Source organism: Pseudomonas sp. AD21 (assembly GCF_002878485.1).
Taxonomy (GTDB): domain Bacteria; phylum Pseudomonadota; class Gammaproteobacteria; order Pseudomonadales; family Pseudomonadaceae; genus Aquipseudomonas.
In genome coordinates, this window is the sequence record NZ_NQYG01000014.1 from 1 (window position 1) to 23,677 (window position 23,677).

The window sequence follows — 23,677 nt, forward strand, 5'->3', positions numbered from 1 at the left end:
GACAGGGTAATCAAGGGAGCCAAAACGAAAAGACCTTGAAAGGGATGGCTGTAAGAGCGAAACCGCCAGCAGCAGCACCCGAAGCAACGGATATTCACCCAAAACCCAAAACCCAAAACCCCAAGAGCCTGGTCGGCCCAAAGGCCGCCAAGCCCCCCAAAAAAACGCCGGCAAATGCCGGCAAATGCCGGCGTTTGTCGAGCGCTGAGCGGGGGTTACCAGTTATAGGTCACGTCAGCAGTCATGGTGCGGCCTTCGCCGTAGTAGCAGTCGAGGGTGCCGTTGCACGCGGCAACGTATTTCTCGTCGGTGAGGTTTTGCAGGTTGGCTTGCAGTTTCACGCCTTTGACGTGCAGCGGCGATTTTTCCAGGTCGTAGGAGACCATGGCGTCATACACCGTGTAGGACGGGATCTGGAACGAGTCCGACTCGTAGTCCGAACCGTAGCTGCTGCGCACGTAGCGGGCGCCCAGCCCCATGCCGAAACCGGCGAGGGCGGTGGAGATGTCGAAGTCGTAGTTGACCCACGCGGAGGTGGTCAGTGGCGGACGCATGGCCAGGGTGCGACCTTCGCGACCGTCGTTGTCTTTCTCCCACTTGGTCTGGTTACGCGACACTGCCGCCAGCACGCGCAGGTTGCGGGTGACGTTGACCTTGCCTTCCAGCTCGATACCGCGCGAACGCACGGAGCCGCTCTGGGTGCTGAAGCCCGGGTTGGCGAGGTCGGAGGTCAGCATGTTGTCCTGGTCGATCTGGTACGCCGACAGCTGGATGAAACCGTCGATGGACTTCGGCTCGTACTTGACGCCGACTTCGTACTGCTTGCCGGAGGTCGGTTCGAAGGCGCTGCCGCTCATGTCGGTACCGGTTTGCGGCAGGAACGATTCGGCGTAGCTGACGTACGGCGTGATGCCGTTTTCGAACTCGTAGCCCAGGCCGGCACGACCGGTGAACTTCTCGTCTTTCTGGTTGCTGTGGCCGCCGCTCAGCGGTTGCTTGTTGTCGGTTTCGGCGAAGTCATACCGACCGCCGAGGGTCAGGAACCACTGGTTCCAGCGCAACTGATCCTGAGCGTACAGGCCGGTCTGGGTGATGGTGTTGTCCCATTTGTACGGCTGGCGGAAATTGATCTGGCTGCCATACACCGGGTTGTACAGGTCCAGACCTGGAGCGGTGCGGTCATACAGGCCGAGGAATTTCGAGTTGAAGTGGTAGTAGTCCACGCCCAGCAGCACGGTGTGTTCGACGTCTGCGGTGTTGAACTTGGCCTGGGCGATGTTATCGATGCCGTAGACCTTGTTGTGCTGCGACCAATCCACTGCATAACGGCTCTGGTAGCTGCCGTCGTTGAGGCCGGTGACCGGGTTGGTCGGGAACGAATAACCGTGCAGCGGCGCCACGTACTGGTCGTTGACGTCGGCGTATCGGGCGTTCTGTTTCAGGGTCCAGACGTCGTTGAGTTCGTGGGCGATCTCGTAACCGACGACGAACTGCTCGCGGTGGTACTTGTTCACGTCCGGCTCGCCGAGGAACAGGCTGCGGCTGATGCGCCCGGCCTGGCTGCGATGCACGGTGCCGTTGGCGGGCAGGCCCTGGGCTTCCGGTACGTCGTGGTCTTTCTGGTACTGACCGAACACGGTGATGGTGGTCTGGTCGTTGGGCAGCCAGGTCAGGCTTGGCGCCAGCAGCATGCGGTTCTGGCTGGCGTAGTCGATGGCCGAGCCGCTGTCGTTGACCACACCGGTCAGGCGATAGAGGAATTCGCCCTGGTCGTCGATCGGGCCGCCGAGGTCGAAGGCACCGTACTTGCGGTCATAGCTGCCGCCACCGAGCTTCACTTCGTGCAGCGGGGTGGCGGTCGGACGCTTGCTGACCATGTTGACGATACCGCCCGGCTGGTTCTGGCCGTACAGCACCGAGGCCGGGCCCTTGAGCACTTCGACGCGCTCCAGGGTGTACGGGTCGATCTGCAGCGAGCCGCCGGTGCTGCCGCCGCCGTAAGGCATGTGCAGGCCGTCGAGGTACAGCGGAGTAGGGGAGAAGCCACGGGAAGTCGGTTCGTCGAAGATCTTCACCCGGTCCGAGAAACCGCCGCCGGTCATGCCTGGCGTGTATTGCAGGGCCTCGGTGACTGTCTTCGAGCCGCGCATCTTGATTTCGTCCTGGGTGACGACGTTGATGGTCTGCGGAATTTCCTTGAGCGACGAGTCGGTCTTCGAACCAGTGGCGCTGCGCTTGGCGACGATCCCGTCTACCGGGCCCCAGGCCGATTCCGCGGTGGCGGAAATGTTGGTCGGTGCCAGATCGAGGCTGGCACCGCCGCTGCTGCGCGAACGCAAGGCGACGTTATTGCCTTCGACGCTGTAGGCGATGTTCGTACCTTGCAGCAGTTGCGCGATGGCGGCGGTCGGTTCCAGGTTACCGTTGACGGCGCTGCTGCGCAGGCCACTCACTTCATCCGGGCTGTAAAGTACCTGAAGGTTGGTCTGGCGACCGAATTCCTGCAACGCGCTCCCCAGCGACTGTGCAGGAATATTGATCGCCACGGCGGCGGCCTGGGCCTGGCCGATCATCGGCACGGTCAGGGCCATGGCGCAGAACGCTGGCAAGGTGCAACGGAAGGAGCGGCGGATCAGCAGGGCCTTGGCGAGCGGGTGGAGTCCGTGCGGTGCGGGCATTGTTCTTCTACTCTTCAAAGTGTTGACTGAGAACTATTTCTATTAACTGTTAGTAAGACGTTGAGCCTTCCGAAAACCGGAAAGCTCAACGCATTTTTTTTAAAGATTTTTCACAGTCAGGCGGGTTGCAGCTCAGTGACCACTTTGCCGGCGCTCATGCGCACCAGTTGGTCGGCGACATCGAAGTAACGATCGTCGTGGGAAATGACGATGATGGTCTTGCCCAGACGTTTCAGGTCCGGCAGCAACTCGGTGTAGAAAATGCGGCGGAAGGTCGGGTCCTGGTCGGCAGCCCACTCGTCGAACACCAGCACCGGACGCTCTTCGAGCCAGGCATTGATCAGGGCCAGACGCTTGCGCTGGCCGGTGGACAGGTCGGTGGTGGTGAACGAGCCGTCACGCACGCTGACCTTGTGCGCAATTTCCAGGCGCTCCAGGTATTTGTTGGCGTCTTCCGGGATATGGGTATCGCCCTGGACCACATCGTCGAACAGGTAGTAGTCGGCGAAGATCGTGGTGAACAATTGGCGGTAATCGTCGCGGTTGCTGGCGTCGACGATCTGCTGGTTGAGGCGGATCTCGCCTTGCTGTGGCGCGTACAGGCCCAGCAGCAACTTGATCAGCGTGGTCTTGCCACAGCCGTTTTCGCCGACGATGAAAATGATGTCGCCCTGTTCGATTTTCAGGTTCACCGGCCCCAGCCGGAACGGCCGGGCACCGGCCACGGTCGGGAAACTGTACGAGACATCGGTCAGTTCCAGGCTGTGCACCGGGGTCTTTTGGTGGCCCTGGTCGCTGAGCAGCAGGTGCGGCTCGGGCGAGGAAAACTGCTCGGACAGGTCGGCGATACGGCGGAACGCGATCTGCGCGCGGCTGACGATCGGCAAGGTGCCGATGATGTGTTCCAGCGGTCCTTTCATGTACAGCAGCACCAGCACGAAGCCGCTCATCACCGCTTTGTCAGCGCTCGGCCACAGCGATTGCAGGCCCAGCGCCAGGCCGATCACCACGAAGAACAGCATCGACCCCAAGGTCTTGGCGATCACGAAAATGTTCACCGAACGTACCTGCGTATCGCAGATCTTGTCGGCCGTGCCTTCGATGCCCGAGACGAACATGCGATGCCGGCGCGGGCGGTGGATGCGCAGTTCCTTGGCACCCTCGGCGACTGCGTGGTAGTGCTTCTGCAACTCGTCTTCGTAATCCCGGGCCTTGAGAAAGCCCTGCATGCCGCGCCCGCGCGCGATGTACTGAATGACCGTGCCGATCAGGATCGCCACCGCCATCATCAGGAACATCGGCCACGACAGCATCGCCAGGTAGCCCATGCAACCGAGGGTGACCGTCAGGGAAATTGCCAGCGGCGCAAAGGCGAAAGCGAAGTCGCTGATGGTGTCGACGTCGTGGGTCAGCACTGGAATCAGGCGATGGCTGCGATAGCGCTCGATCTGTTCGATCGGCGCCGAGAGGACTTTTTCGCCCAGCTCTTTGCGCAGCCTGGCGATGATGTGCTGGCCGACGAAATTGGTGCCGATGTCGGAAAAAATCGAGCTGGTCAGCGCCAGCAGGCACAGGCCGGCGAACACCGCGACCATGGTGCTGGTCAGTGCGCCCTCGGTGTGCAGCACATTGTTGATGGTCGCCAGCAGCGCGGTGACGCTCAGGCCGCCGACCATGCCGAGCAGGATCGAAACGCTGACGATCAGTCGAAAGGGTTTGAGCAGCGCGAACAATTCATTGATCACCCCGCGTGTTGGTTTGCTCATGGAGGTTCCCTGCTTGAAGGAGCGGCGAAAACCGGCACTGCTCGTGGGGTTCGCCTGGATGACGTAGAGGGCGGTGGGCGCGCCATGGAGGATCGCGCCCATCTGTAAAACGACTGGCAGGACGGCTAATTTAGCCGGGCGATAGCGTCACAGATCGCGGGCGACCCGCAAGCCGATCCAGTCGCCACGGGTGTCGGTGTAGGTGGCGTTGCGGTTGCCCGAGCGCGAGAACACCGGTGCCTCGCCCCAGTCGTTGCCACGGATGCGCCGCACTTCGCACTTGCCGCTCAGCCAGGCACTGCCATCGCTTGGCGCGCCTACGTAGTTCTCGTTGTAGCAATCGGCGGTCCACTCATAAATATTGCCGTGCATGTCGTAGACGCCGAAGGCGTTGGCCGGAAAACTGCCGGCCGGGGCGGTGAAGTTGTAGCCATCGGCGGCGCCGTAGGTGTTGGCGTGTTTGGCGATGCTGTATTCCTTGCCTTCGTCGAACGGGAAGGGGAAGGGTCCCGTGCTGCCGGCGCGTGCGGCGTATTCACGCAAGGACTCGCTGACCAGTCGATAGGGCTGGCCGGTCTTTTTCGACAGCCAGGCCACATAGGCCTCGACTTCCGGGAAGTCCATGCACACCGCTGGATGCTTGTCGGTGTACTGTTTGCGCGGGTCGCTGCCCTGATAGTCCGGGATGCCCGCCTTACATGCGCGACCGGGGCGAGTGTCGCCGTCGGGCATTTTGTAGCCGCTGTCCTTGAGGTAGGCGTCCCACTCGCCGCGCAGTATCTGGAAACGGCTGATCGCCAGCGGTTTGGCAAACGTCACCGGGTGCCTCGGTCCCTCATCCGGCTCGCGGCCGACCTCATCGTCCGGGGTGCCCATGGTGAACGTGCCGGTGGGCAGCACGACCATTTCCGGGCAGTCCTTGCAGTCCTTGAACACCCTGCCCGGCGCAGGCGGGGTGGCAGCATGGGCAGCGCCAGGCAGCAGGCCGGCGGCGAGGGTGGTGAGCATCAGCGCCGGCAGCGCCTTCAAGGAAAATCGACGCAGTTCACTGTTCATTGCGAGTCTCGCTAAAAGGAAAAAGGGATCGCCCGGGTTCAAAGGGCCTGGTCGAGTACCGCCAGCAAGCGATCGATTTGCTGTTCGTCGTTGAGCAGCCCCGGTGCGGTGCGGATTACCGGGCCGACGTCGCGGTGCACCGCATCGGCCACCACGCGGTTGGCCATCAGGTGCGCAGCGATCTTGTCGCTGTCCTTGCCCTTGACCCGGAAGAAGGTGAAACCGGCGGACAGCTCGGGGCTCAGTGGCGTGACCAGTTCGATCTGCGGACGCTGCTGCAGGTGTTGTTTCAGGTAGCTGTTGAGCGCGTGGATGCGTGCCTCGACCTCGGCCTTGCCCAAGTCAAGATGCAATTTGAACGCTTCGTCCAGCGCCCAGCGGTGCTCGAACGAGTGGTAGCCGCCGGGCGTCATGGTGGTGGAAAACGCCGTGGCTTCGGAGAACGTCGGAATGATCGGGGTGACGTACCTGACCTCGGCGAAGCGGCTGCAGACGATGCCGGTGCCGCGAGGGCCGAACATCCACTTGTGGGTGCCGGCGATGAAAAAGTCACAGTTCATCTGCGCGAAGCTCAGGTTGTCCACGCCGAAGCCATGAACCCCGTCGACCACGTAAACGATGCGGTCGGCGTCGCTGCGACCGCGGTTGTGCTTGTCGACGATGGCGCCGATCTCACCGATGGGCAGTTTCACGCCGCTGCCCGAATGCACCCAGCACATGCCCAGAACGCGGGTTTGCGGGCGAATGGCGCTGTCGATGGCGGCGAGGATTTCGGCTTTGCTGGCGCTGTACGGTTCCTTGAACAGAGGAATCTTGCGCACCCGCGTGCCGTCGCGTTCGGTACGCAGGGCGAGGATGGTGTGGGTGGCGTAGTGCTCGTGCACGGTGGTGAGAATTTCCTGATCGGGGCGCACGTGCACTCCGCCGTAGATCATCGCCAGACCTTCGGTGGTGCTGCCGGTCAGGGCGATCTGTCTGGCATCGGCTTGCAGGTAACGACCGGCCCAGACGCGGACGTTCTCCTCGCGCTGTTCGATCACACCGAGGTCCCAATCCATGGCCAGGCCGGGATTTTTGTCGAGGGCGGCGCGGTGCCGTGCAATCGCTTCGCGCACCGGCCTGGGGTGCGAGGTGATCAGGAAATTGGAGAAGTGCAGATACGCCGGATCCTGATCGAACAGCTGCTGCAGCTGCGCCCACTTGTTGCCGGTCACGGGCGCGGGGCTCGCTGCACCGGCGACATTCGGCAGACTCGCGCCCAGTGGCAGTGCCGCGGCAAGAATCCCGGCCTGCTTCAAGAACTCACGACGATTGCTCATGGCTTGGCGGTGCCCGGCGCGGCGGCCAAGGCCGGTTTCGCGGCTTTCTCGACCTGATCCCAGACCCGCAGGAAGTTGCCGCCCCAGAGTTTGGCGATGTCGGCGTCCGAGTAGCCGCGCGAGATCAATTCGGCGGTGACGTTACGGATTTCGCCGACGTTCTCGAAGCCTTTGACGCCGCCACCTTCGTTGAAGTCGGAGCTGATGCCGACATGGTCGATGCCGATCTTGCGCACGGCGTAATCGATGGCATCGCCCAGGTCCTTGAGGCTGGCTTTCGGCTCGCCTTCGAGAATCCCGTACAGGCGACTGGCGTACTGGCCGAACTTCTGCTCGGACCACGCCGCGATGATCGGGTCGCCCGGCATCAGCGCCATTGCCAGGTTCGGCAGGGGCGGCAGGTCGAAGTCCTTGCGCATCTCGTTGAGCTTGTCCTGGGTTTGCTGGGTGAGCGGACGCAGGTACTGCGAGAACGCGACGATCTGCACCACGCCGCCGCTGTTTTTGATCAGCTGCATTTCCTTGTCGCTGAGGTTGCGCGGGATGTCGACCATCGCACGCGGCGCCGAATGCGAGGCCACCAGCGGGGTGCGACTCAGCTGTGCGACTTGCTCGAGGGCCTTGGTCGACATTTGCGAGACGTCGATGATCACGCCCAGGTCGTTGAGGCGCTTGACCGCTTGTTTGCCCAGATCCGAGAGGCCGTCGAGGGCGTCCGGCGAGTCATTGAGAAATGGCAGCGGCCGCGACGAATCCGCCCAGTCGTTGTTGCCGATGTAGCTGAAACCGAACATGCGCATGCCGCGCGCCGTCCACAGGTCCAGCAGGTTCAGATCATGGCCCAGCGGATAGGCGTTGAGCATGCTGATGAAAATCGCGAATTTGCCTTCACCGTGCAAGCGCCGGAAATCGTCCGGGGTGTAGGCGATGGCGACCTGATTGGGGTAGTCGCGGACCATGCCGGAGATGATCTTGAAACGGATTTCCTGCTGGTTGCGCGCCTCGTCGACGAAGCCGGGCGTCGGCTTGTGCGGGGCGTTCGGGCCGTTCCACATTTCCGGCCAGCCGAAGATGGTCAGCGCAGCGCCTGACAGACGCCCACGGTTGGCCTTGGCCAGGTCGAACTGACCGTCGCCGTCCTTGTCGGCTTCGTGACCGTCGGTGCCGAAATTTTGCGTCAGGCTGACATGGCTGTCGAAGGAGAGCATGCGTTCGTGCAGCTCATCGGCCTGCTTCATGACTTTGACCGGGTAGCCGAGGTCGCCCTTGAACCAGTGGTGCCAAACGGCAAAGCCTGCGCCGGCGCTGATCGCCAGGGCCAACGGCAGGCCGATGAATAGAGCCTTTTTCGAACGTGGTTTTGTCATTGCCATCTCAGTCAGGTTCGCCATCGAGGTGCAGGCGCGGGGGCCTTCGCTATCTGGGAAGAACGAGTGATTGGCCGCAAAATTTAAGCCTGGCACTGTGGCGAGGGGGTTTATCCCCGATCGAGCGAGCGCTCGCAATGCCTGCGAGCGCTGTCCCTTCTGGCGTAGCCGCCAGCGTCGGATTGGAGTCGCTTTGCAACTCATCGGGGATGAATCCCCTCGCCACAGGTCATCATCGTCGGGTGAGTTAAATTTGCCGGGGCAACAAACGTTCTAGCTTGGATAAAGCCTGCTTCATGGCTGACACAGGTAGGGCAATGAAGATTTCTCGACGATGGTTCATGGCGGGCCTGGCGCTGACCGGCGCTGCCGTGCCTGCGGCGTATTTTGGGCATCGTGAATGGACGAAGCCGGATCCGACGATCACCCCGGGCGAAGCGTCTTTCGACGTCGCCGACAGGGCCGGGCAGCGCTTGGCCAATGCGTTGCGCGGGGTGTGGGATATCCGTTTCGAAGGTCGTGATGCAGGCCTCGAAGGTCTGCCGCTCAAGGGCCTGCAAGTGTTTCTCGACATCGGCCAGAAGGGGCGCGGCGTGTGCGGTTTTCTCGACACGCCCGAGCGCCTGCGTTCCGGCGAAACACCGCGGTACCGAATTCTGGGTGACCTCGCGGCAGCCGATGCGGCGAAACTGAGCTGGCGCCTGATCGGCGCCGATGGCCAGATCAGCTATGAGCTGGAGATGATCCTTGATGAGGTCTGGGCCGATTTCGGCAATGCCGGCAGTGGCACGCTCAGCGGCAAGGCGTTACGCCTGGATCGGTCACTGGCTTTGCCGGCGCAGGACAACCACTTCGTCGCCGTCAAGCGGCTGTTTCCCGAAGCCCGCGAGCGCACGCCGCTCAACCCGACGTTGCTGGCGTGGCTGATCTCCCCCGAGCATCGACTGTTTCACCAGTTGTGGCATGCGACCCGGGACAAGTGGCACAAATTGCCCGAAGACAAGCGCGAGGCCTTGCGTGGCATTGGCTGGCAGCCCGGCCCGCGCGACAAGGAGCGCGATGCGCGTGGCCCACGCAAGGATCGCAATGGCTCGGGCGTGGACTTTTTCTTCATGCACCGGCACATGCTCGGGACGGCGCGCTCGATGCAGGATCTGCCGTCCTGGGCGTTTTTCCCGCTGCCGCAGCCGGAGCTGATCCGCGACCGCGTCGGCTTTGCCCGCTATTTCGACAATCACGATGGCACGGCCTTGCCGCCGACCTGGACAGCTACGGGCGATGACGAATTCAGTCAGTGGGTCAGCGACATCAAGACTGCCGAGACCTACGAAAGCAACTTCCAGGTCTGGGAGTCGCAGTACCGCGATCCGGCGTACCTGGCCCGGCTCACCCTCGGCCAGTTCGGCTCCGAAGTCGAGTTGGGCCTGCATGACTGGCTGCACATGCGCTGGGCCTCAGTGCCGCGTGATCCCTCCAGCGGTCAGCCGGTGCCGTTTGCCCGCGATCCGGCGGACTTCGCTGCCCGCTGGTACAACGCCGAAAACGACTTCCTTGGCGATCCGTTTTCTTCCCACGTCAACCCGACGTTCTGGCATTTCCATGGCTGGATCGATGATCGCATCGAGGACTGGTTCCGCGCTCACGAGCGGTTCCATCCGGGTGAAGTCACGCGGCTGCAGGTCAGTGGCGTGCCATGGTTTGCCCCGGGGCGCTGGGTAGAAGTCGATGACCCGTGGCTTGGGCCGATCACCCATGGCTGCAGCACCACGCCGGGGCTGCAGATGGGCAAGACGGTGGAGATGGATCCGGAAACCATGAAGCTGGCGCTGCGCATCACCTTTATCACCGACGAGGAAAAGCTCGCCGGTCTGTTCCGTCGCGTGCCGCAGCGGCCATGGTATGCGCGCAATCTGAAAGCCAAGTCCAGTCCGGCTTAAGCACCGCGTTATCGTTCTTCGCGAGCAAGCCCGCTCCCACAGGTTTGATGTCAGACCACAATGTCTGAGCTGACCACAACCTCCTGTAGGAGCGCATTCCTTCTGAGGGAACGCGATCAAATGTGGGGGCGAGCCTGCTTGCGAAAGCGATCCGTCGGGCGCAGCCATTACAAAGTCTGCCACCCACCGCCAAGTGCCTTGTACAAGGCGATGCTGGCTTGCATCCGCGCCAGGCGCAGTTGCACGCTCTGGTCCTGCGCCGCATACAGTGTGCGCTGGGTTTCGAGGACGCTCAGCAAGTCTTCTGCACCGGCCTGGTAACGGCTTTGGGCGATGTCGAATGCGGTCTGCGCCTGATTCAGTTCTTCGCTCTGCCACTGACGCTGGCGATCCAGCCCGCGAATGCTGTTCAGGGCTTTTTCCACGTCGGCGAAACCATTGATGATCGCGCCGCGATAGGTCTCCAGCAGTTCCTCCTGACGAGCCTTGGCCTTGTCGCGTTCGGCGCTCAGGCGGCCATTGTTGAAAATCGGTGCAACCAGACCGGCCGTGAGGTTGTAGAACGGGTTGCGCAGCAGGTCATCGAACTGGTTGGCACCCGAGCCGAGCTGGGCGGTCAGGGTCAGCTTCGGCAGCATGGCGGCACGGGCGACCTTGACGTCCGCTTCGGCGGCGGCCAGTTGCGCCTCGGCGCGGGCGATGTCCGGACGGCGGCTGAGCAACTCACTGGGCACGCCGGCATCGATCGCTGGCCACTGCAGTTGCGCGAAGGAAGCCTGCGGCGACACCTGCTGCACCGGTCGGCCGAGCAGGGCGGCGAGGCCGATCAACGCGTCCTCGGCCTGTTGCTGCACCCGTGGCAATTGCCATTGCTGGGCGGCGACCAGGCTTTTCTGCTGGGCCAGTTCCAGGGCGGTGGCCGAGCCTGCCTCGAAGCGGGTCTGCACCAGTTTCAATACGCTCTGCGCGTTGGCCAGATTCAATTCGGCGATGCGCCTTTGTTCACGCAGGGACAAGGTTTGCGCATAGCTGTTGGCGACCCCGCTGAACAGCGTCAGTTCGACGGTCGCCCGATCGAATTCACTGGCTTGCAGGCTGAATTGCGCGCTGTCGCGAGCGGCGCGATTGCCGCCCCAGAAGTCGACCTCGTAAGTGGCACTGAGGTTGCTGTCGAAATAGTCCACGGCCTTGTTGCTGCTGTTGGTGTCCAGTTGGCTGTAGCCGCTGCCGCGCAGCAGTTTCTGTCGGTTGGCATTGAGGCCGGCCTTGACCTCGGGCAGCAGCGAACCACCGGCAATCACCGTTGCGGCCTGGGCCTGACGCACGCGGGCGACGGCAGCGGCGAGGTCGAAACTGCCCAGGCGTGCCTGCTCGATCAGGCGGTCGAGTTCGGGGCTGCCGAACTGTGTCCACCACTGTGGATCAATGCGTGCGACGCTGGCGGCATGGGGTGATTGCCAGGCGGCCGGCGCTTGTACGCCGCTGTCTGGACGCTGTACGGGACTGCCGCAGGCGCTGAGGAACAGGCACACGGTCAACAGGCTGAGACGCGGTTTCATAGGTCGATCATTCACTGGTAAGAGCCGTGACCGGGTCGAGCCGGGCAGCTTTGCGGGCAGGCATGAAGCCGAAGACAACACCGGTGACCAGGGCGCAGCCGAACGCGCCGAGTACCGCCATCAAGGAAAAGGCCACGGCCACTTCGCTGAGGATCAGCACGCCGCCGACGATCAGTGCCAGGGCGATGCCGGCAATGCCGCCGACCACCGAGAGCATCACCGCTTCGGTGAGAAACTGGCGCAGGATGTCGCGTTGGCGGGCGCCGGTAGCCATGCGAATGCCGATCTCGCGAGTACGCTCGCGTACGGTCATGAGCATGATGTTCATCACGCCGATGCCGCCGACCAGCAGCGAGATCGCGGCAATCGAACCGAGCATCAGCGACAGGGTGTTCTGGGTGCGCGCTTCGGCCTGGATCATCGCGGCGTTGTTGGTCAGTTCGAAATCCTTCTTGCCGTTGTGCAGGCGCAGCATCAGTTGCTCGATGGCCTGCTCGGTGTCCTTGACCTTGCGCGCGTCGGCGGCGGCGATGGCCACGTATTCCGGATTGCGTGTGCCGAACAGCCTGACGCTGGCTGCCGAATAAGGGATGGCGATGCGATTGTCGCTGTCGGAGTCGCCGGAGCTGGCGCCTTTTTCCGCCAGCACGCCGACCACCTGGAACGGCACATTCTCGATCAGGATGTATTGGCCGATCGGGTTGAGCACATCCTTGAGCAGTTTGCTCCGGACTTTGTGGCCGATCACCGCGACGGCTGCGGCATTCTGCTCGTCGGCTTCAGTGAAATAGCTGCCTTGCACCACCGGCCAGTTGAAGATCGCCGGGAAGTTTGTGTCGTTACCGCCCACGTAACTCAGGTGGTCGGCATTGCCGTATCGCACGCCGGCTTCGGCACCGTTGACCGGCATGATCCGCTGGACTTGCGGCAGGCTGGCCAGTGCATGCACATCGTCCAGCGTGATGATCCCTGGCGGTGTACGCGGATTGGGCGCCGAGCCACTCAGATAAATGATGTTCGAACCGAACGCGCCCATCTGTGCCATCACCTGGCGTTTGCTGCCTTCGCCGACCGCCAGCATGACCACCACCGACGCCACGCCGATGATGATCCCGAGCAAGGTCAGTGCGGTGCGAAAGCGGTTGATCCACATCACCCGCCATGCCGCGTGCAGGGCATCGACCAATTCACCTTTCCAGGCACCGGTGGCTTCCGCGCCCACGGCCAGACGCTTGCGCAGATCGACCGCTTGCAGGGCGCCGGGGTTGGCGCTGGTCTGCGCTTCGGGATTGTCCCGGGCGCTATCGCTGATGATCAGGCCGTCGCGAATTTCGATGATGCGCTTGGCCCGGGCCGCGACTTCGCGGTCGTGGGTGATGAGGATCACCACGTGGCCCTGGCTCGCCAGTTCGTCGAGCAGCGCCATCACCTCTTTGCCGCTGTGGCTGTCGAGGGCGCCGGTGGGTTCGTCGGCGAGGATAATGTGGCCGCCGTTCATCAGCGCCCGGGCAATCGACACCCGTTGCTGCTGACCGCCGGACAACTGATGCGGGCGGTTGCCGGTGCGCGAGGCCAGGCCGAGACGGTCGAGCAGGGCGGCAGCGCGGGCGTGACGTTCGGCGGCGGGAGTGCCGGCATAGATAGCCGGCATCTCGACGTTTTCCTGGGCCGAGCCGGACGGAATCAGGTGATAACCCTGAAACACAAAACCGAAGGCTTCGCGGCGTAGCCAGGCCAGCTCGTCGCTGTCGAGGCCGGCGACGTTTTCCCCGGCAAAACGGTACTCGCCGGACGTTGGGCGGTCGAGGCAGCCGAGGATGTTCATCAGGGTCGATTTACCGGAGCCGGAAGCGCCGACAATCGCCACGAACTCACCGGCGTGGATCGACAGGTCGATACCGCGCAGCACGTGAACCTCGGGGGCGTCGCCGCCACCGTAGGATTTGCGGATGTCCTGCAGGTCGATCAGAGGCGTTTGCATTCAGCCCCCGTTGCCGTCGGCCGGGCCAATCAACAGATGATCGCCTTCGTTGAGGCCGTCGACAATCTGCACCTTGAGCCGGTCGCTAATCCCGGTGCGCACCTCGCGCTGCTGGATGTCGCCATTGGCAGCGATTACCTGCGCGGTCTGCAGGTTGGCGGTGGTGCTGCCCTGCAAGGCGACGACCGGCGCGGTGAGCACACCTTTGGCCTGGTCGGCGACGAAAAACACCTGGGTGGTCATCTCCGCCATCAAGGCGTTGTCGGCGTTATCGACGTCGAGCAGCACGGTGTACAACACCACGCGCGCGCTGCCGCTTTTGCTGGTGCTGGCCGGGCTGCCGCCGCCCTGGCTGGTCTGGTCCAGCGGCTTGGGCGGCACCGGCAGAATCTGCCGCACGGTGCTGCTCCAGCGTCGCTGGCCGCCGCTGAGGGTGGTGAAGTAGGCGGTCATGCCCGGTTTGACGTGGCCGATGTCGGCCTCGGACACCTCGGCCCACACCGTCATCGGCGACAGTTTGGCGATGCGCAGGATCAGCGGTGTCTGTTGTTGCGCGTTGAGGGTCTGGCCTTCGCGGGCGTCGAGGGCGACCACGGTGCCGGCCATCGGCGCGTAGATCCGGGTGTAGCCGAGTTCGGCCTGATCGCTGCGCAGGCTGGCTTCAGCCTGGCGGATCTGCGCCTGGAACATGTCGATGCGCGCCTGCGTGGCTTTCAGTTCGGCGCGTGCGGTCTGCACGTCTTCGTCACGGGTAGCGCCGCCGGCGGCCAGATGCTGCTGACGCTGGTACTTCTGTTGCGCCAGCTCATGCTGGGCGCGTTGTTCCTGCAATTGCGCCTTGAGGTTTTCGATGGAGAAGCGCCCGGCATCGAGTTTGGCTTTCTGCGTGGACGGATCGATTTCCACCAGCAACTGGCCTTCCTTGACCACATCACCGACTTCCACGTGGATTTTCTGGATCTGCCCGGAGGCCTGCGCACCGACATCCACATAACGTCGCGGTTGCAGGGTGCCCAGCGCGGTGACGCTGCTTTCGATGTCGCCACGGGTGACTTGCACGGTGGCGAAGCGGTCCCGGCCCGGCGGCATGATTTGCCACGCGGCGTAGGCAACAACGGGGATCAGACAAAGGACTACGAGCAGGGCGCGTCGGGCGGGGCGGGGACGTTTCATGCAGGGTTCCGGCCAGTGGAATTCGGCCCGTCGTTCGGCTGCACGCAGAAGGCGGGCAGCCGCTGAACGCTGTCGCAGGGCGCGACAGACACGGGGAGCTGTCCTGTAAACGATGAAAGCAGAAGGGAATTTAAGCGAAGACACAGGATGTTACAGGTATAGAACGGCACTATTTAGCGGGCAACGACAAACGCCACTTTAAATCTATATGAGAATTACTATAAATTACGCGCCTCAAGTTGCCACTATCTTGCTACCCGTGTTTGCGGGGCCGTCGATCAGTGTGCTCAAGGATCGAATCCGCATCGAAGCGGCCGGGAGTCATGTTGGAAAACTACTATCGCGAGCTGGTGTGTTTCCTGAACGCCAAGCTCGGCAACCGTCAGGTCGCCGAAGATGTGGTGCATGACGCTTATGTGCGGGTTCTGGAGCGTTCCAGCGACACGCCGATCGAGCAGCCCCGGGCCTTTCTTTATCGCACGGCGTTGAATCTGGTCATCGACGATCATCGGCGTAACGCCTTGCGCCAGGTCGAACCGCTGGAAGTGCTCGACAGCGAAGAGCGCTATTTCACCCCGTCGCCCCACGGCACCCTCGATCACGGCCAGCGTCTGGAGATGCTGCAGCGCGCACTGGCAGAGCTGTCGCCGCTGTGCCGCGACAGTTTTCTGCTGCGCAAGATCGAAGGCCTGTCGCACCCACAGATCGCCGAACACCTGGGCATTTCCAAGGCGCTGGTGGAAAAGCACATCGTCAATGCGATGAAGCATTGCCGCCTGCGCATCAAGCAATGGGATGCCCATTGAGCCGACATCGTTAAATTTTATTTCACTGTCCTCGTTCCTACTCAACAGACGACCTGCTGTCCTGCTCAAGGCCGGTCAGGTCACTTAGGCTCTCCTTTCCCCTTGTTGAGGGGTTCATCCAGAGGACACTGGAAATGACTCAGGCAATTGCATCGCCCATCGTTCACGACCTGATCGGCGTCGGTTTCGGCCCTTCGAACCTGGCGCTGGCCATCGCTCTGCAAGAGCGCGGCCCGACCCACGGCGAGCTGGATGTGCTGTTCCTCGACAAGCAGGCCGACTACAGCTGGCACGGCAATACCCTGTCGACCCAAAGCGAGTTGCAGATTTCCTTTCTCAAGGATCTGGTGACCCTGCGCAACCCGACCAGCCCGTACTCGTTCGTCAACTACCTGAAGGCCCACGGCCGCCTGGTCGACTTCATCAACCTCGGCACCTTCTACCCGTGCCGCATGGAGTACAACGACTACCTGCGCTGGGTCGCCGGGCAGTTCACCGAGCAGAGCCGTTATGGTGAAGAAGTGCTGGCCATCGAGCCGGTGCTGCACAACCATCAGGTTGAAGCGCTGCGCGTGATCTCCCGCGATACCGCCGGCCAGCAGTTCGTACGCACCGCACGTTCGGTGGTGGTCAGCGCCGGCGGCACGCCGCGTATTCCCGAGGCGTTCAAGTCGCTCAAGGGCGACAGCCGTGTGTTCCATCACTCGCAATACCTGTCGCAGATGGCCAAACAGCCGTGCGTGAACAGTCAACCGATGAGCATCGCGATCATCGGCGGTGGACAGAGCGCGGCGGAAGCGTTCATCGACCTCAATGATTCGTTCCCCTCGGTGCAGGTCGACATGATCCTGCGCGGCTCGGCCCTCAAGCCTGCGGACGACAGCCCGTTCGTCAACGAAGTGTTTTCGCCGGAGTTCACCGACCTGGTGTTCCAGCAGAACAGCGCCGAGCGTGAACGCCTGGTCAACGAGTACCACAACACCAACTACTCGGTGGTGGACATCGATCTGATCGAGCGCATCTACGGCATCTTCTATCGCCAGAAAGTCTCGGGCATCGCCCGTCATGCGTTCCGCACCCTGACCACCGTCGAGAGCGCCACCGCCACCGAGCGCGGTATCGAACTGGCGGTGCGCAACAACGCCACCGGCGAAGTCACCGTGCGCATCTACGACGCGGTGGTGCTGGCCACCGGTTACGAGCGTCAGATGCACCGCAAACTGCTGGCGCCGCTGCAGGAATACCTGGGCGACTTCGAGGTCGATCGCAACTACAAACTGATCACCGACGAACGCTGCAAGGCCGGCCTGTACATGCAGGGCTTCTGCCAGGCCAGCCATGGTCTGAGCGACACACTGCTGTCGGTGTTGCCGGTGCGGGCCGACGAGATCGCCGGTTCGCTGTATGAGCACGGCAAGAACCGTGGGCACAGCCGTTCGATGGCGGATCTGTTGTTGGCGACTGCCAGCTAACGCCGATTTCCAGGCCAGATCGTTCCCACGCTCTGCGTGGGAACGCCTCAACGTACGCTCCGCGTTCGGCCTTCGATAGGGACGCGGAGCGTCCCGGGCTGCATTCCCACGCAGAGCGTGGGAACGATCATCCTGAACCTTTCCTGAACATTCCTGACATTCCCCGACACACTTCCTTTCGCGGGTTTACTCTCCAATCATCGAGGCGTAAGCTTCGCGCGTTTTCATCAATAGCGGAGACCCACAGTGGGTACTTGTTCGAGTGACAGTTGTCGGCCGGTCTCGGTAACCGGCAGATTCTCGGCAAGATAACGCGCAGCCTTTCTCTGCCGTTGTCTCGCCGTAAAGCGAGCAGCGGCATCCTGAGCATGACCAGTAAGGTCATGTCCCGACGTCCTTCTCATCGACACTGAAAAAGTGTGGTTTCGACCTTTAGGGTCGTCATCGCAACTCTATCGACACGCCAGTCTTTTCTGCCTGGCGCGCCAAGCCTTGCCGTACCGGTTTTTCCGGTGGACGAGGCGCGGCTGTACCTGCTTGACGGTTTCCCGGCTGACCATAGGGGCAACAGCCATGAAACTTACGCTCAAGGAATTTTTCGCAGGCTTCCTGCGCACACGCCACATCGCCCGGCACTTCCGTCGTCTGGCGTTGCTGGAATCGATCAACGACACCACGGTCAGCCGTGAAGTACCGCCCACCCTGGCCAACACCCTGGTCGATGCGGCTCATCGCGACAGCGGCGAACTGCTGTCGTCGCTGGGCACCCACACCGACGGTCTGACCGACTTTGAAGTCGACGCACTGCGCGCGCAGTACGGCCTCAACGAAGTCGAACACGAGCAGCCGCTGCCGTGGTGGACCCACCTGTGGCACTGCTACAAAAACCCGTTCAACCTGCTGCTGACCCTGTTGGCGGTCATCTCCTGGCTGACCGAAGACCTGAAAGCCGCCACCGTGATCTTCTCGATGGTGGTGCTGTCGACGCTGTTGCGCTTCTGGCAGGAAAGCAAATCCAACCAGGCCGCCGACGCGCTCAAGGCGATGGTCAGCAACACCGCCACGGTGATGCGTCGCGATGAGCCGCGCATTGAGCTGCCGATCAAGCAATTGGTGCCGGGTGACCTGATCGTACTGTCGGCCGGCGACATGATTCCGGCCGACTGCCGGGTGCTCAGCGCCAAGGATCTGTTCGTCAGCCAGGCAGCGATGACCGGTGAATCGATGCCGGTGGAGAAATTCCCGCGTCAGGCCGATCGCGACACGCGCAATCCGCTGGAACTGGAAAACATTTTGTTCATGGGCACCAACGTGGTGTCCGGCACGGCCGTGGCGGTGATTCTCACCACCGGCAACAGCACCTATTTCGGCGCGCTGGCACAACGGGTCGGTGCGACTGACCGGGCCGTGACCTCGTTCCAGATGGGCGTGAACAAAGTCAGCTGGCTGCTGATCCGCTTCATGTTCGTCATGGCGCCGCTGGTGCTGTTCATCAACGGTTTCACCAAGGGCGACTGGACTGAAGCACTGCTGTTCGCACTGTCGATCGCCGTCGGTCTGACCCCGGAAATGCTGCCGATGATCGTCACCTCGACGCTGGCCAAGGGCGCGGTGTTCCTGTCGCGCAAGAAAGTCATCGTCAAGCGCCTGGACGCGATTCAGAACTTCGGCGCGATGGACGTGCTGTGCACCGACAAGACCGGCACCCTGACTCAGGACAAGATCTTCCTCGCGCGCAACGTCGACGTCTGGGGGAACGACTCCGATGACGTGCTGGAAATGGCTTATCTCAACAGCTACTACCAGACAGGGCTGAAAAACCTGCTCGACGTGGCGGTGCTGGAACACGTGGAAATCCACCGTGAACTTAAAGTCGGCACGGCGTTTCGCAAGGTCGACGAGATCCCGTTCGACTTCAATCGTCGGCGCATGTCGGTGGTGGTCGAAGGGCGTGGCGAGCCACATCTGCTGATCTGCAAAGGCGCGGTGGAAGAAGTGCTGGCGGTGTGCAGCCGTGTGCAGCACGGTGATGTCGAGGAAGCCTTGAGCGATGAATTGCTGACCCGGATACGTCAGGTCACCGCAGCATTCAACGCTGAAGGCTTGCGCGTGGTGGCGGTGGCTGCCCGCTCGATGCCCGAAGGTCGCGACACCTACAGTCTGGCGGACGAGCAGGAACTGACGCTGATCGGTTACGTGGCGTTCCTCGATCCACCGAAGGAAAGCACCGCACCGGCGCTCAAGGCCCTGGCCGAGCATGGCGTGGCGGTCAAAGTACTGACCGGCGACAACGAGCTGGTGACTGCGAAGATCTGCCGCGAAGTCGGCCTCGCGCAACAGGGCTTGCTGCTGGGTAACGATGTCGAGCGCATGAGCGATGCCGAACTGGCCGTGGCGGTTGAGAAAACCAACGTGTTCGCCAAGCTTACGCCATCGCACAAGGAGCGCATCGTGCGCATCCTCAAGGGCAATGGGCACGTGGTCGGTTTCATGGGCGACGGGATCAACGACGCCCCGGCGCTGCGCACTGCCGACATCGGTATCTCGGTAGACAGCGCGGTGGACATTGCCAAGGAAGCCGCCGACATCATCCTCCTGGAAAAGAGCCTGATGGTGCTGGAGGAGGGCGTGCTCGAAGGGCGCCGCACCTTCGCCAACATGCTCAAGTACATCAAGATGACCGCCAGTTCCAACTTCGGCAACGTGTTCTCGGTGCTGGTGGCCAGTGCGTTCATCCCGTTTCTGCCGATGCTGCCGATGCACCTGCTGGTACAGAACCTGCTCTACGACATTTCGCAGATTGCGATTCCGTTCGACAACGTCGACGAGGAAATGCTGAAAAAGCCACAGCGCTGGCAGCCGGGTGATGTCGGTCGCTTCATGCTGTTCTTCGGCCCGATCAGTTCGATCTTTGACATCCTGACGTTCGCCTTGATGTGGTATGTGTTCGATGCCAACACCCCGGATCACCAGACCCTGTTCCAGTCCGGCTGGTTCGTGGTGGGGCTGCTGACCCAGACGCTGATCGTGCACATGATCCGCACGCCGAAGATTCCGTTCCTGCAAAGCCGTGCAGCCATGCCGCTGCTGGTGATGACCGGAATCATCATGGCCGTCGGGATCTTCCTGCCGATGGGGCCGCTGGCGAACTACTTCAAACTGCAGGCGCTGCCGTCGATGTATTTCGTGTTCTTGCCGGTGATCCTGCTGGCGTACATGGCGCTGACCCAGGCGGTGAAAGGCTTCTATATCCGCCGATTCGGCTGGCAATAAAGGTTCGGACAACACTGTTCCCCTGTGGGAGCGGGCTTGCTCGCGAAGGCGGTTGTTCAGTCACAGTTGTAGTGGCTGACACACCGCCTTCGCGAGCAAGCCCGCTCCCACAGGGGACCGTGGTTTATTCAAGGAGCTTCATCATGCAAGCCATCAACAACCTCAACCTCACCTCGCTGCTCGACACCCTCGTCAGCCTCAGCGCGGCGTTCATCCTCGGTGGCCTGATCGGTTTCGAGCGCCAGTACCGGCAACGCACCGCCGGCCTGCGCACCAATGTGCTGGTGGCCGTCGGCGCGGCAATTTTTGTCGACATGGCCAACCGCCTCGGCGGCGCTGAAGGCGCGGTGCGGGTGGTCGCCTACGTGGTCTCCGGCATCGGTTTTCTCGGTGCCGGGGTGATCATGCGCGAAGAGGGCAACGTGCGCGGTCTCAACACCGCCGCCACCCTGTGGACCTCAGCCGCCGTCGGCGCCTGCGCCGGTGCCGACCTGTTGGCCGAAGCGGTGCTCGGCACGCTATTCATCCTCGCCGCCAACACCTTGCTGCGGCCGATCGTCAACAACATCAACCGCCAGCCACTGGACGTGGTCTCGGCGGAAGTCACCAACATCGTTTATGTCATTGCCCGGCGTTCGCAGCAGAAAGCCGTGTTCGCCCTGCTCGAAGCCGAGCTGGAGCGCAGCAACTACCCGGCCAGTGACGTCGACGTGCATGCCTTTGGCGCCGACGAAATCGAGATCGAAGCCACGCTGGCGACCACCTCGGTAGACGGCGACGAACTGGACGCGCTGGTGGCGCGGATTTCCACGTCGGCGCTGGTGGTGCAGGCGTTCTGGAGTCCGAGTACCACGGAGTAAGGCAATCGTATCGAGCCGCCAATTGAACAGCCCTTCAGCGTAACCCCGGGTTATCGCTACCTCCGGCAAGAAAATCGCCGCGTCGGATCGGACCTGTGCGGCGATTTTTTCGGTTTTCCAGAGAATTCTGCCTGTTTTTAGGACTTTTCCTACATAGATTTTGAAGCGTTCTGGTTAGCGTGTTCAGCACATTTCCTACGCCGTTGAATTCTATGTCCTACAAGTGCAGGCGAATCGTGATCGTCGAAGAACAGCCCGCTCTGCAGTCCAGAATCGCCCGAGTCTGCAACGAACTGGGCTATCGCGATCTCACGCCGATACGTTCGTTTCGTGAACTGCTGGCTCTGACGCATTACGCCCATGACCCGTTCGAGCAATACGATCTGATGATCATCAATGGCGAGTTGATTGCCACGACGGGGGTTGATCCGGTGCGGTTCTTTCAGAGCAATCCACAGATTCGGCATGGCGTGATCCACGATGCCCGGCGGGGTCTGCCGCAGGCTGAGGCGATATTTGCGACCGGTCGACGGCAGCTGTTCATGCTGCGTACGCTGGACCGACAGAGCCTTGGCACGGTGCTGGCGTACCTCGATGTTTAGGCAATTTCCCACGCCGTTTCCGACCTTTCCCCGTGAGTTCAACGCTCAGGTAGCGGACGCTCATAGGTCTTTCACTCACCACGAGCCCAAAACCATGTCCAATCCGCCGCTTCGTATCCTGGTGCTTGAAGACCACCCGTTCCAGCGTTCGGTGGCGGTCAGCATGCTGCAGAGCCTGGGTTGCCACCAGGTGTTCGAAGCCAGTGACGGGGCGCAGGCGCTGGCGCTGCTCGATGAGGTCGGCAGGGTCGATATTGCCCTGTGCGACTTGCAGATGGAGGGCATGGACGGTCTTCAATTCCTGCAGCGGGTGGGGGCCTCCGGGCAAGTGAAGGCGGTCATCATCTGCAGTTCGTTGTCGGCGGATCTGCGTCGGGCGGTGCATCAGATGGTGACATTGCTCGGTCTGGAACTGTTGGGCGATGTCGGCAAACCGATGCATGCGCAGGTGCTGGCAGGGCTGTTGGACTCGTTCGTCGACAGACCGGTCATCGCTGATAGCACGGCCGGGGCAGTGGAGCTGGCCAGTGAAGCGTCAGTGCGTCAGGCGTTGGCCGATCAGCAACTGCATGCCTGGTATCAACCCAAATTCAACCTGCACACCGGAGAAGTCTGCGGTGTCGAGGTGCTCTGCCGCTGGTTGCATCCGACCCGGGGGATTATCGCCCCGGCGCAGTTCATGTCGGTGCTGGAGCGCTGTGGCTTGCTCGACGACCTGCTGTTTTCCCAGCTGGAACAGGCGCTGGGCCTGCACCAGAGCGCTCGGGCCCAGGGCTTCGCGCTGAATATGGCGTTCAATCTGCAAACCGTGCAATTGGCCAATCCGGAGTTGGCCAATACCCTTAAAGCCACCCTGGCGCGGCATGCCGTGGCGGGATCGAGCCTGACTTTCGAACTGACTGAAAGCGGCCTGCTGGAAGCGCCCGCCACCAGCCTGGAGAGTCTGGTGCGGTTGCGGATGATGGGCTGTCGTCTGTCCATCGATGACTTCGGTGCGGGGTTTTCTTCGTTGCAGCGTCTGTGTCAGTTGCCGTTCAACGAAATCAAGCTCGACGCCGAGTTCATCCGCAGCCTCGAGTATGAGCCACGTTGCCGTGCGGCGATCAGCAGCACCCTGGCGTTGGGTGAAACGCTGGGCATGGCGGTGGTGATCGAAGGCATCGAGACCGATGCGCAACGTCGCGAACTGCTGGCGCTGGGCTGCACGCAGGGGCAGGGCTACTGGTACGCGAGGCCGATGGCCGGGGCCGATTTGTTGAATTGGTTGCAACGGCGCAGCCACGCGAAGGGCTCGGACGAATGACCGGTTTTTTAGGAAAGGTCCTACAGAGCTGTTCCAGTGCCGTGCGTAGTCTTGGTACATCCCCCCTCGACCTCCAGGAGAACGAGCATGATCAATAAAACCCTGCGTATCCTGATTGCCGACGCGCAGCATTTTCACCGGATGAAGATCGAGCGCCTGTTCAATGGCCTCGAATACTTCCGTGTTGCCCCGGTACAGAGCCTGCTGGAACTGCTGACGCTGGTGGAGTACGGCACTGAACCGTTCGACGCTGTGGTCATCAACGCCGAGCTGGCAGGCGGGTCTCTGGATCTGCTCGGCTTTTTCCTGAACAACCCGCATGTGCGTCACGCCCTGATCTACAACGAGCCATCGGCCCCGGAGCAGACAGCGGCAGGCTTCGCTCAGGAGAACGTGCTGATCAGCCATGCCGCACTGCCCAATGCCGCCGCGATCAAGCACCTGATGGCGCACGTCGATGTTCTCCCGGTGTGCGCATCGAACGTCTGGAACCCGGTCGCGGCCCTGCAGCGTCGGGCTTGAGCA

The 23,677-nt window shown here is 62.1% G+C and carries 16 protein-coding genes; 8 read left to right on the top strand and 8 right to left on the bottom strand.

Features of this window, described 5'->3' with window-relative positions; all coding sequences use genetic code 11:
* Positions 1–215: 215 nt before the first annotated feature.
* The 5 genes from PseAD21_RS11335 to pvdM all read right to left on the bottom strand — a co-directional run bounded on the left by PseAD21_RS11335 (position 216) and on the right by pvdM (position 8,186).
* Positions 216–2,678 (bottom strand): TonB-dependent siderophore receptor, encoded by a 2,463-nt coding sequence (locus PseAD21_RS11335; protein ID WP_102355742.1) that lies wholly within the window; start codon positions 2,676–2,678, stop codon positions 216–218.
* 116 nt (positions 2,679–2,794) lie between these two features.
* On the bottom strand, positions 2,795–4,444 hold the full coding sequence (locus PseAD21_RS11340) for a cyclic peptide export ABC transporter (RefSeq protein ID WP_102355743.1): 1,650 nt from the start codon (positions 4,442–4,444) through the stop codon (positions 2,795–2,797).
* A gap of 147 nt (positions 4,445–4,591) precedes the next feature.
* The gene (locus tag PseAD21_RS11345) at positions 4,592–5,500 is read right to left on the bottom strand and encodes a formylglycine-generating enzyme family protein (RefSeq protein ID WP_102355744.1); all 909 of its coding nucleotides are present in this window, start codon (positions 5,498–5,500) and stop codon (positions 4,592–4,594) included.
* Between the two features lie 38 nt (positions 5,501–5,538).
* On the bottom strand, positions 5,539–6,819 hold the full coding sequence (locus tag PseAD21_RS11350) for an aminotransferase class V-fold PLP-dependent enzyme (RefSeq protein ID WP_102355745.1): 1,281 nt from the start codon (positions 6,817–6,819) through the stop codon (positions 5,539–5,541).
* Entirely contained in the window at positions 6,816–8,186 is a 1,371-nt protein-coding gene (gene pvdM, locus PseAD21_RS11355) for a pyoverdine-tailoring dipeptidase-like protein PvdM (RefSeq protein WP_102355746.1), read from the bottom strand. The genes PseAD21_RS11350 and pvdM overlap by 4 nt, the downstream gene beginning before the upstream one ends.
* Before the next feature lie 317 nt (positions 8,187–8,503).
* On the opposite strand from pvdM, the gene PseAD21_RS11360 reads away from it, so the two are divergent.
* Complete coding sequence (locus PseAD21_RS11360; RefSeq protein ID WP_102355747.1) at positions 8,504–10,123, top strand: PvdJ/PvdD/PvdP-like protein; 1,620 nt, start codon at positions 8,504–8,506, stop codon at positions 10,121–10,123.
* Between the two features lie 167 nt (positions 10,124–10,290).
* On the opposite strand, the gene PseAD21_RS11365 is transcribed toward PseAD21_RS11360, so the two are convergent.
* The 3 genes from PseAD21_RS11365 to PseAD21_RS11375 are packed head-to-tail and all read right to left on the bottom strand — an operon-like array spanning position 10,291 to position 14,836.
* Complete coding sequence (locus PseAD21_RS11365) at positions 10,291–11,682, bottom strand: efflux transporter outer membrane subunit (protein WP_102355748.1); 1,392 nt, start codon at positions 11,680–11,682, stop codon at positions 10,291–10,293.
* Between the two features lie 7 nt (positions 11,683–11,689).
* Positions 11,690–13,663 carry a MacB family efflux pump subunit gene (locus PseAD21_RS11370; protein WP_102355749.1) on the bottom strand — a complete coding sequence of 658 codons (1,974 nt, stop codon included), beginning with the start codon at positions 13,661–13,663 and terminating at the stop codon, positions 11,690–11,692.
* Positions 13,664–14,836 (bottom strand): efflux RND transporter periplasmic adaptor subunit, encoded by a 1,173-nt coding sequence (locus PseAD21_RS11375; RefSeq protein WP_102355750.1) that lies wholly within the window; start codon positions 14,834–14,836, stop codon positions 13,664–13,666.
* Positions 14,837–15,159: 323 nt separating this feature from the next.
* Here PseAD21_RS11375 and PseAD21_RS11380 point away from each other — a divergent pair, with 323 nt between their 5' ends.
* The 7 genes from PseAD21_RS11380 to PseAD21_RS11410 all read left to right on the top strand — a co-directional run bounded on the left by PseAD21_RS11380 (position 15,160) and on the right by PseAD21_RS11410 (position 23,674).
* The gene (locus PseAD21_RS11380; RefSeq protein ID WP_045122005.1) at positions 15,160–15,642 is read left to right on the top strand and encodes a sigma-70 family RNA polymerase sigma factor; all 483 of its coding nucleotides are present in this window, start codon (positions 15,160–15,162) and stop codon (positions 15,640–15,642) included.
* A 134-nt stretch (positions 15,643–15,776) separates the two neighbouring features.
* Complete coding sequence (locus PseAD21_RS11385; protein ID WP_102355751.1) at positions 15,777–17,114, top strand: lysine N(6)-hydroxylase/L-ornithine N(5)-oxygenase family protein; 1,338 nt, start codon at positions 15,777–15,779, stop codon at positions 17,112–17,114.
* Between the two features lie 573 nt (positions 17,115–17,687).
* Positions 17,688–20,387 carry a magnesium-translocating P-type ATPase gene (gene mgtA, locus PseAD21_RS11390; RefSeq protein WP_102355752.1) on the top strand — a complete coding sequence of 900 codons (2,700 nt, stop codon included), beginning with the start codon at positions 17,688–17,690 and terminating at the stop codon, positions 20,385–20,387.
* Positions 20,388–20,530: 143 nt separating this feature from the next.
* Positions 20,531–21,247, top strand: a complete 717-nt coding sequence (locus PseAD21_RS11395) for an MgtC/SapB family protein (RefSeq protein ID WP_007968289.1) — start codon at positions 20,531–20,533, stop codon at positions 21,245–21,247.
* Between the two features lie 236 nt (positions 21,248–21,483).
* Entirely contained in the window at positions 21,484–21,849 is a 366-nt protein-coding gene (locus tag PseAD21_RS11400; protein WP_102355753.1) for a hypothetical protein, read from the top strand.
* 94 nt (positions 21,850–21,943) lie between these two features.
* Positions 21,944–23,152 carry an EAL domain-containing protein gene (locus PseAD21_RS11405; protein ID WP_102355754.1) on the top strand — a complete coding sequence of 403 codons (1,209 nt, stop codon included), beginning with the start codon at positions 21,944–21,946 and terminating at the stop codon, positions 23,150–23,152.
* Between the two features lie 87 nt (positions 23,153–23,239).
* The gene (locus tag PseAD21_RS11410) at positions 23,240–23,674 is read left to right on the top strand and encodes a chemotaxis protein CheY (protein ID WP_102355755.1); all 435 of its coding nucleotides are present in this window, start codon (positions 23,240–23,242) and stop codon (positions 23,672–23,674) included.
* The last annotated feature ends 3 nt before the right edge of the window (positions 23,675–23,677 follow it).

Bases quoted from the DNA above. Each gene is read 5' to 3' on its own strand.
- PseAD21_RS11335 (WP_102355742.1), bottom strand. From the start codon at position 2,678: ATGCCCGCACCGCACGGACTCCACCCGCTCGCCAAGGCCCTGCTGATC.
- PseAD21_RS11340 (WP_102355743.1), bottom strand. From the start codon at position 4,444: ATGAGCAAACCAACACGCGGGGTGATCAATGAATTGTTCGCGCTGCTC.
- PseAD21_RS11345 (WP_102355744.1), bottom strand. From the start codon at position 5,500: ATGAACAGTGAACTGCGTCGATTTTCCTTGAAGGCGCTGCCGGCGCTG.
- PseAD21_RS11350 (WP_102355745.1), bottom strand. From the start codon at position 6,819: ATGAGCAATCGTCGTGAGTTCTTGAAGCAGGCCGGGATTCTTGCCGCG.
- pvdM (WP_102355746.1), bottom strand. From the start codon at position 8,186: ATGACAAAACCACGTTCGAAAAAGGCTCTATTCATCGGCCTGCCGTTG.
- PseAD21_RS11360 (WP_102355747.1), top strand. From the start codon at position 8,504: ATGAAGATTTCTCGACGATGGTTCATGGCGGGCCTGGCGCTGACCGGC.
- PseAD21_RS11365 (WP_102355748.1), bottom strand. From the start codon at position 11,682: ATGAAACCGCGTCTCAGCCTGTTGACCGTGTGCCTGTTCCTCAGCGCC.
- PseAD21_RS11370 (WP_102355749.1), bottom strand. From the start codon at position 13,663: ATGCAAACGCCTCTGATCGACCTGCAGGACATCCGCAAATCCTACGGT.
- PseAD21_RS11375 (WP_102355750.1), bottom strand. From the start codon at position 14,836: ATGAAACGTCCCCGCCCCGCCCGACGCGCCCTGCTCGTAGTCCTTTGT.
- PseAD21_RS11380 (WP_045122005.1), top strand. From the start codon at position 15,160: ATGTTGGAAAACTACTATCGCGAGCTGGTGTGTTTCCTGAACGCCAAG.
- PseAD21_RS11385 (WP_102355751.1), top strand. From the start codon at position 15,777: ATGACTCAGGCAATTGCATCGCCCATCGTTCACGACCTGATCGGCGTC.
- mgtA (WP_102355752.1), top strand. From the start codon at position 17,688: ATGAAACTTACGCTCAAGGAATTTTTCGCAGGCTTCCTGCGCACACGC.
- PseAD21_RS11395 (WP_007968289.1), top strand. From the start codon at position 20,531: ATGCAAGCCATCAACAACCTCAACCTCACCTCGCTGCTCGACACCCTC.
- PseAD21_RS11405 (WP_102355754.1), top strand. From the start codon at position 21,944: ATGTCCAATCCGCCGCTTCGTATCCTGGTGCTTGAAGACCACCCGTTC.
- PseAD21_RS11410 (WP_102355755.1), top strand. From the start codon at position 23,240: ATGATCAATAAAACCCTGCGTATCCTGATTGCCGACGCGCAGCATTTT.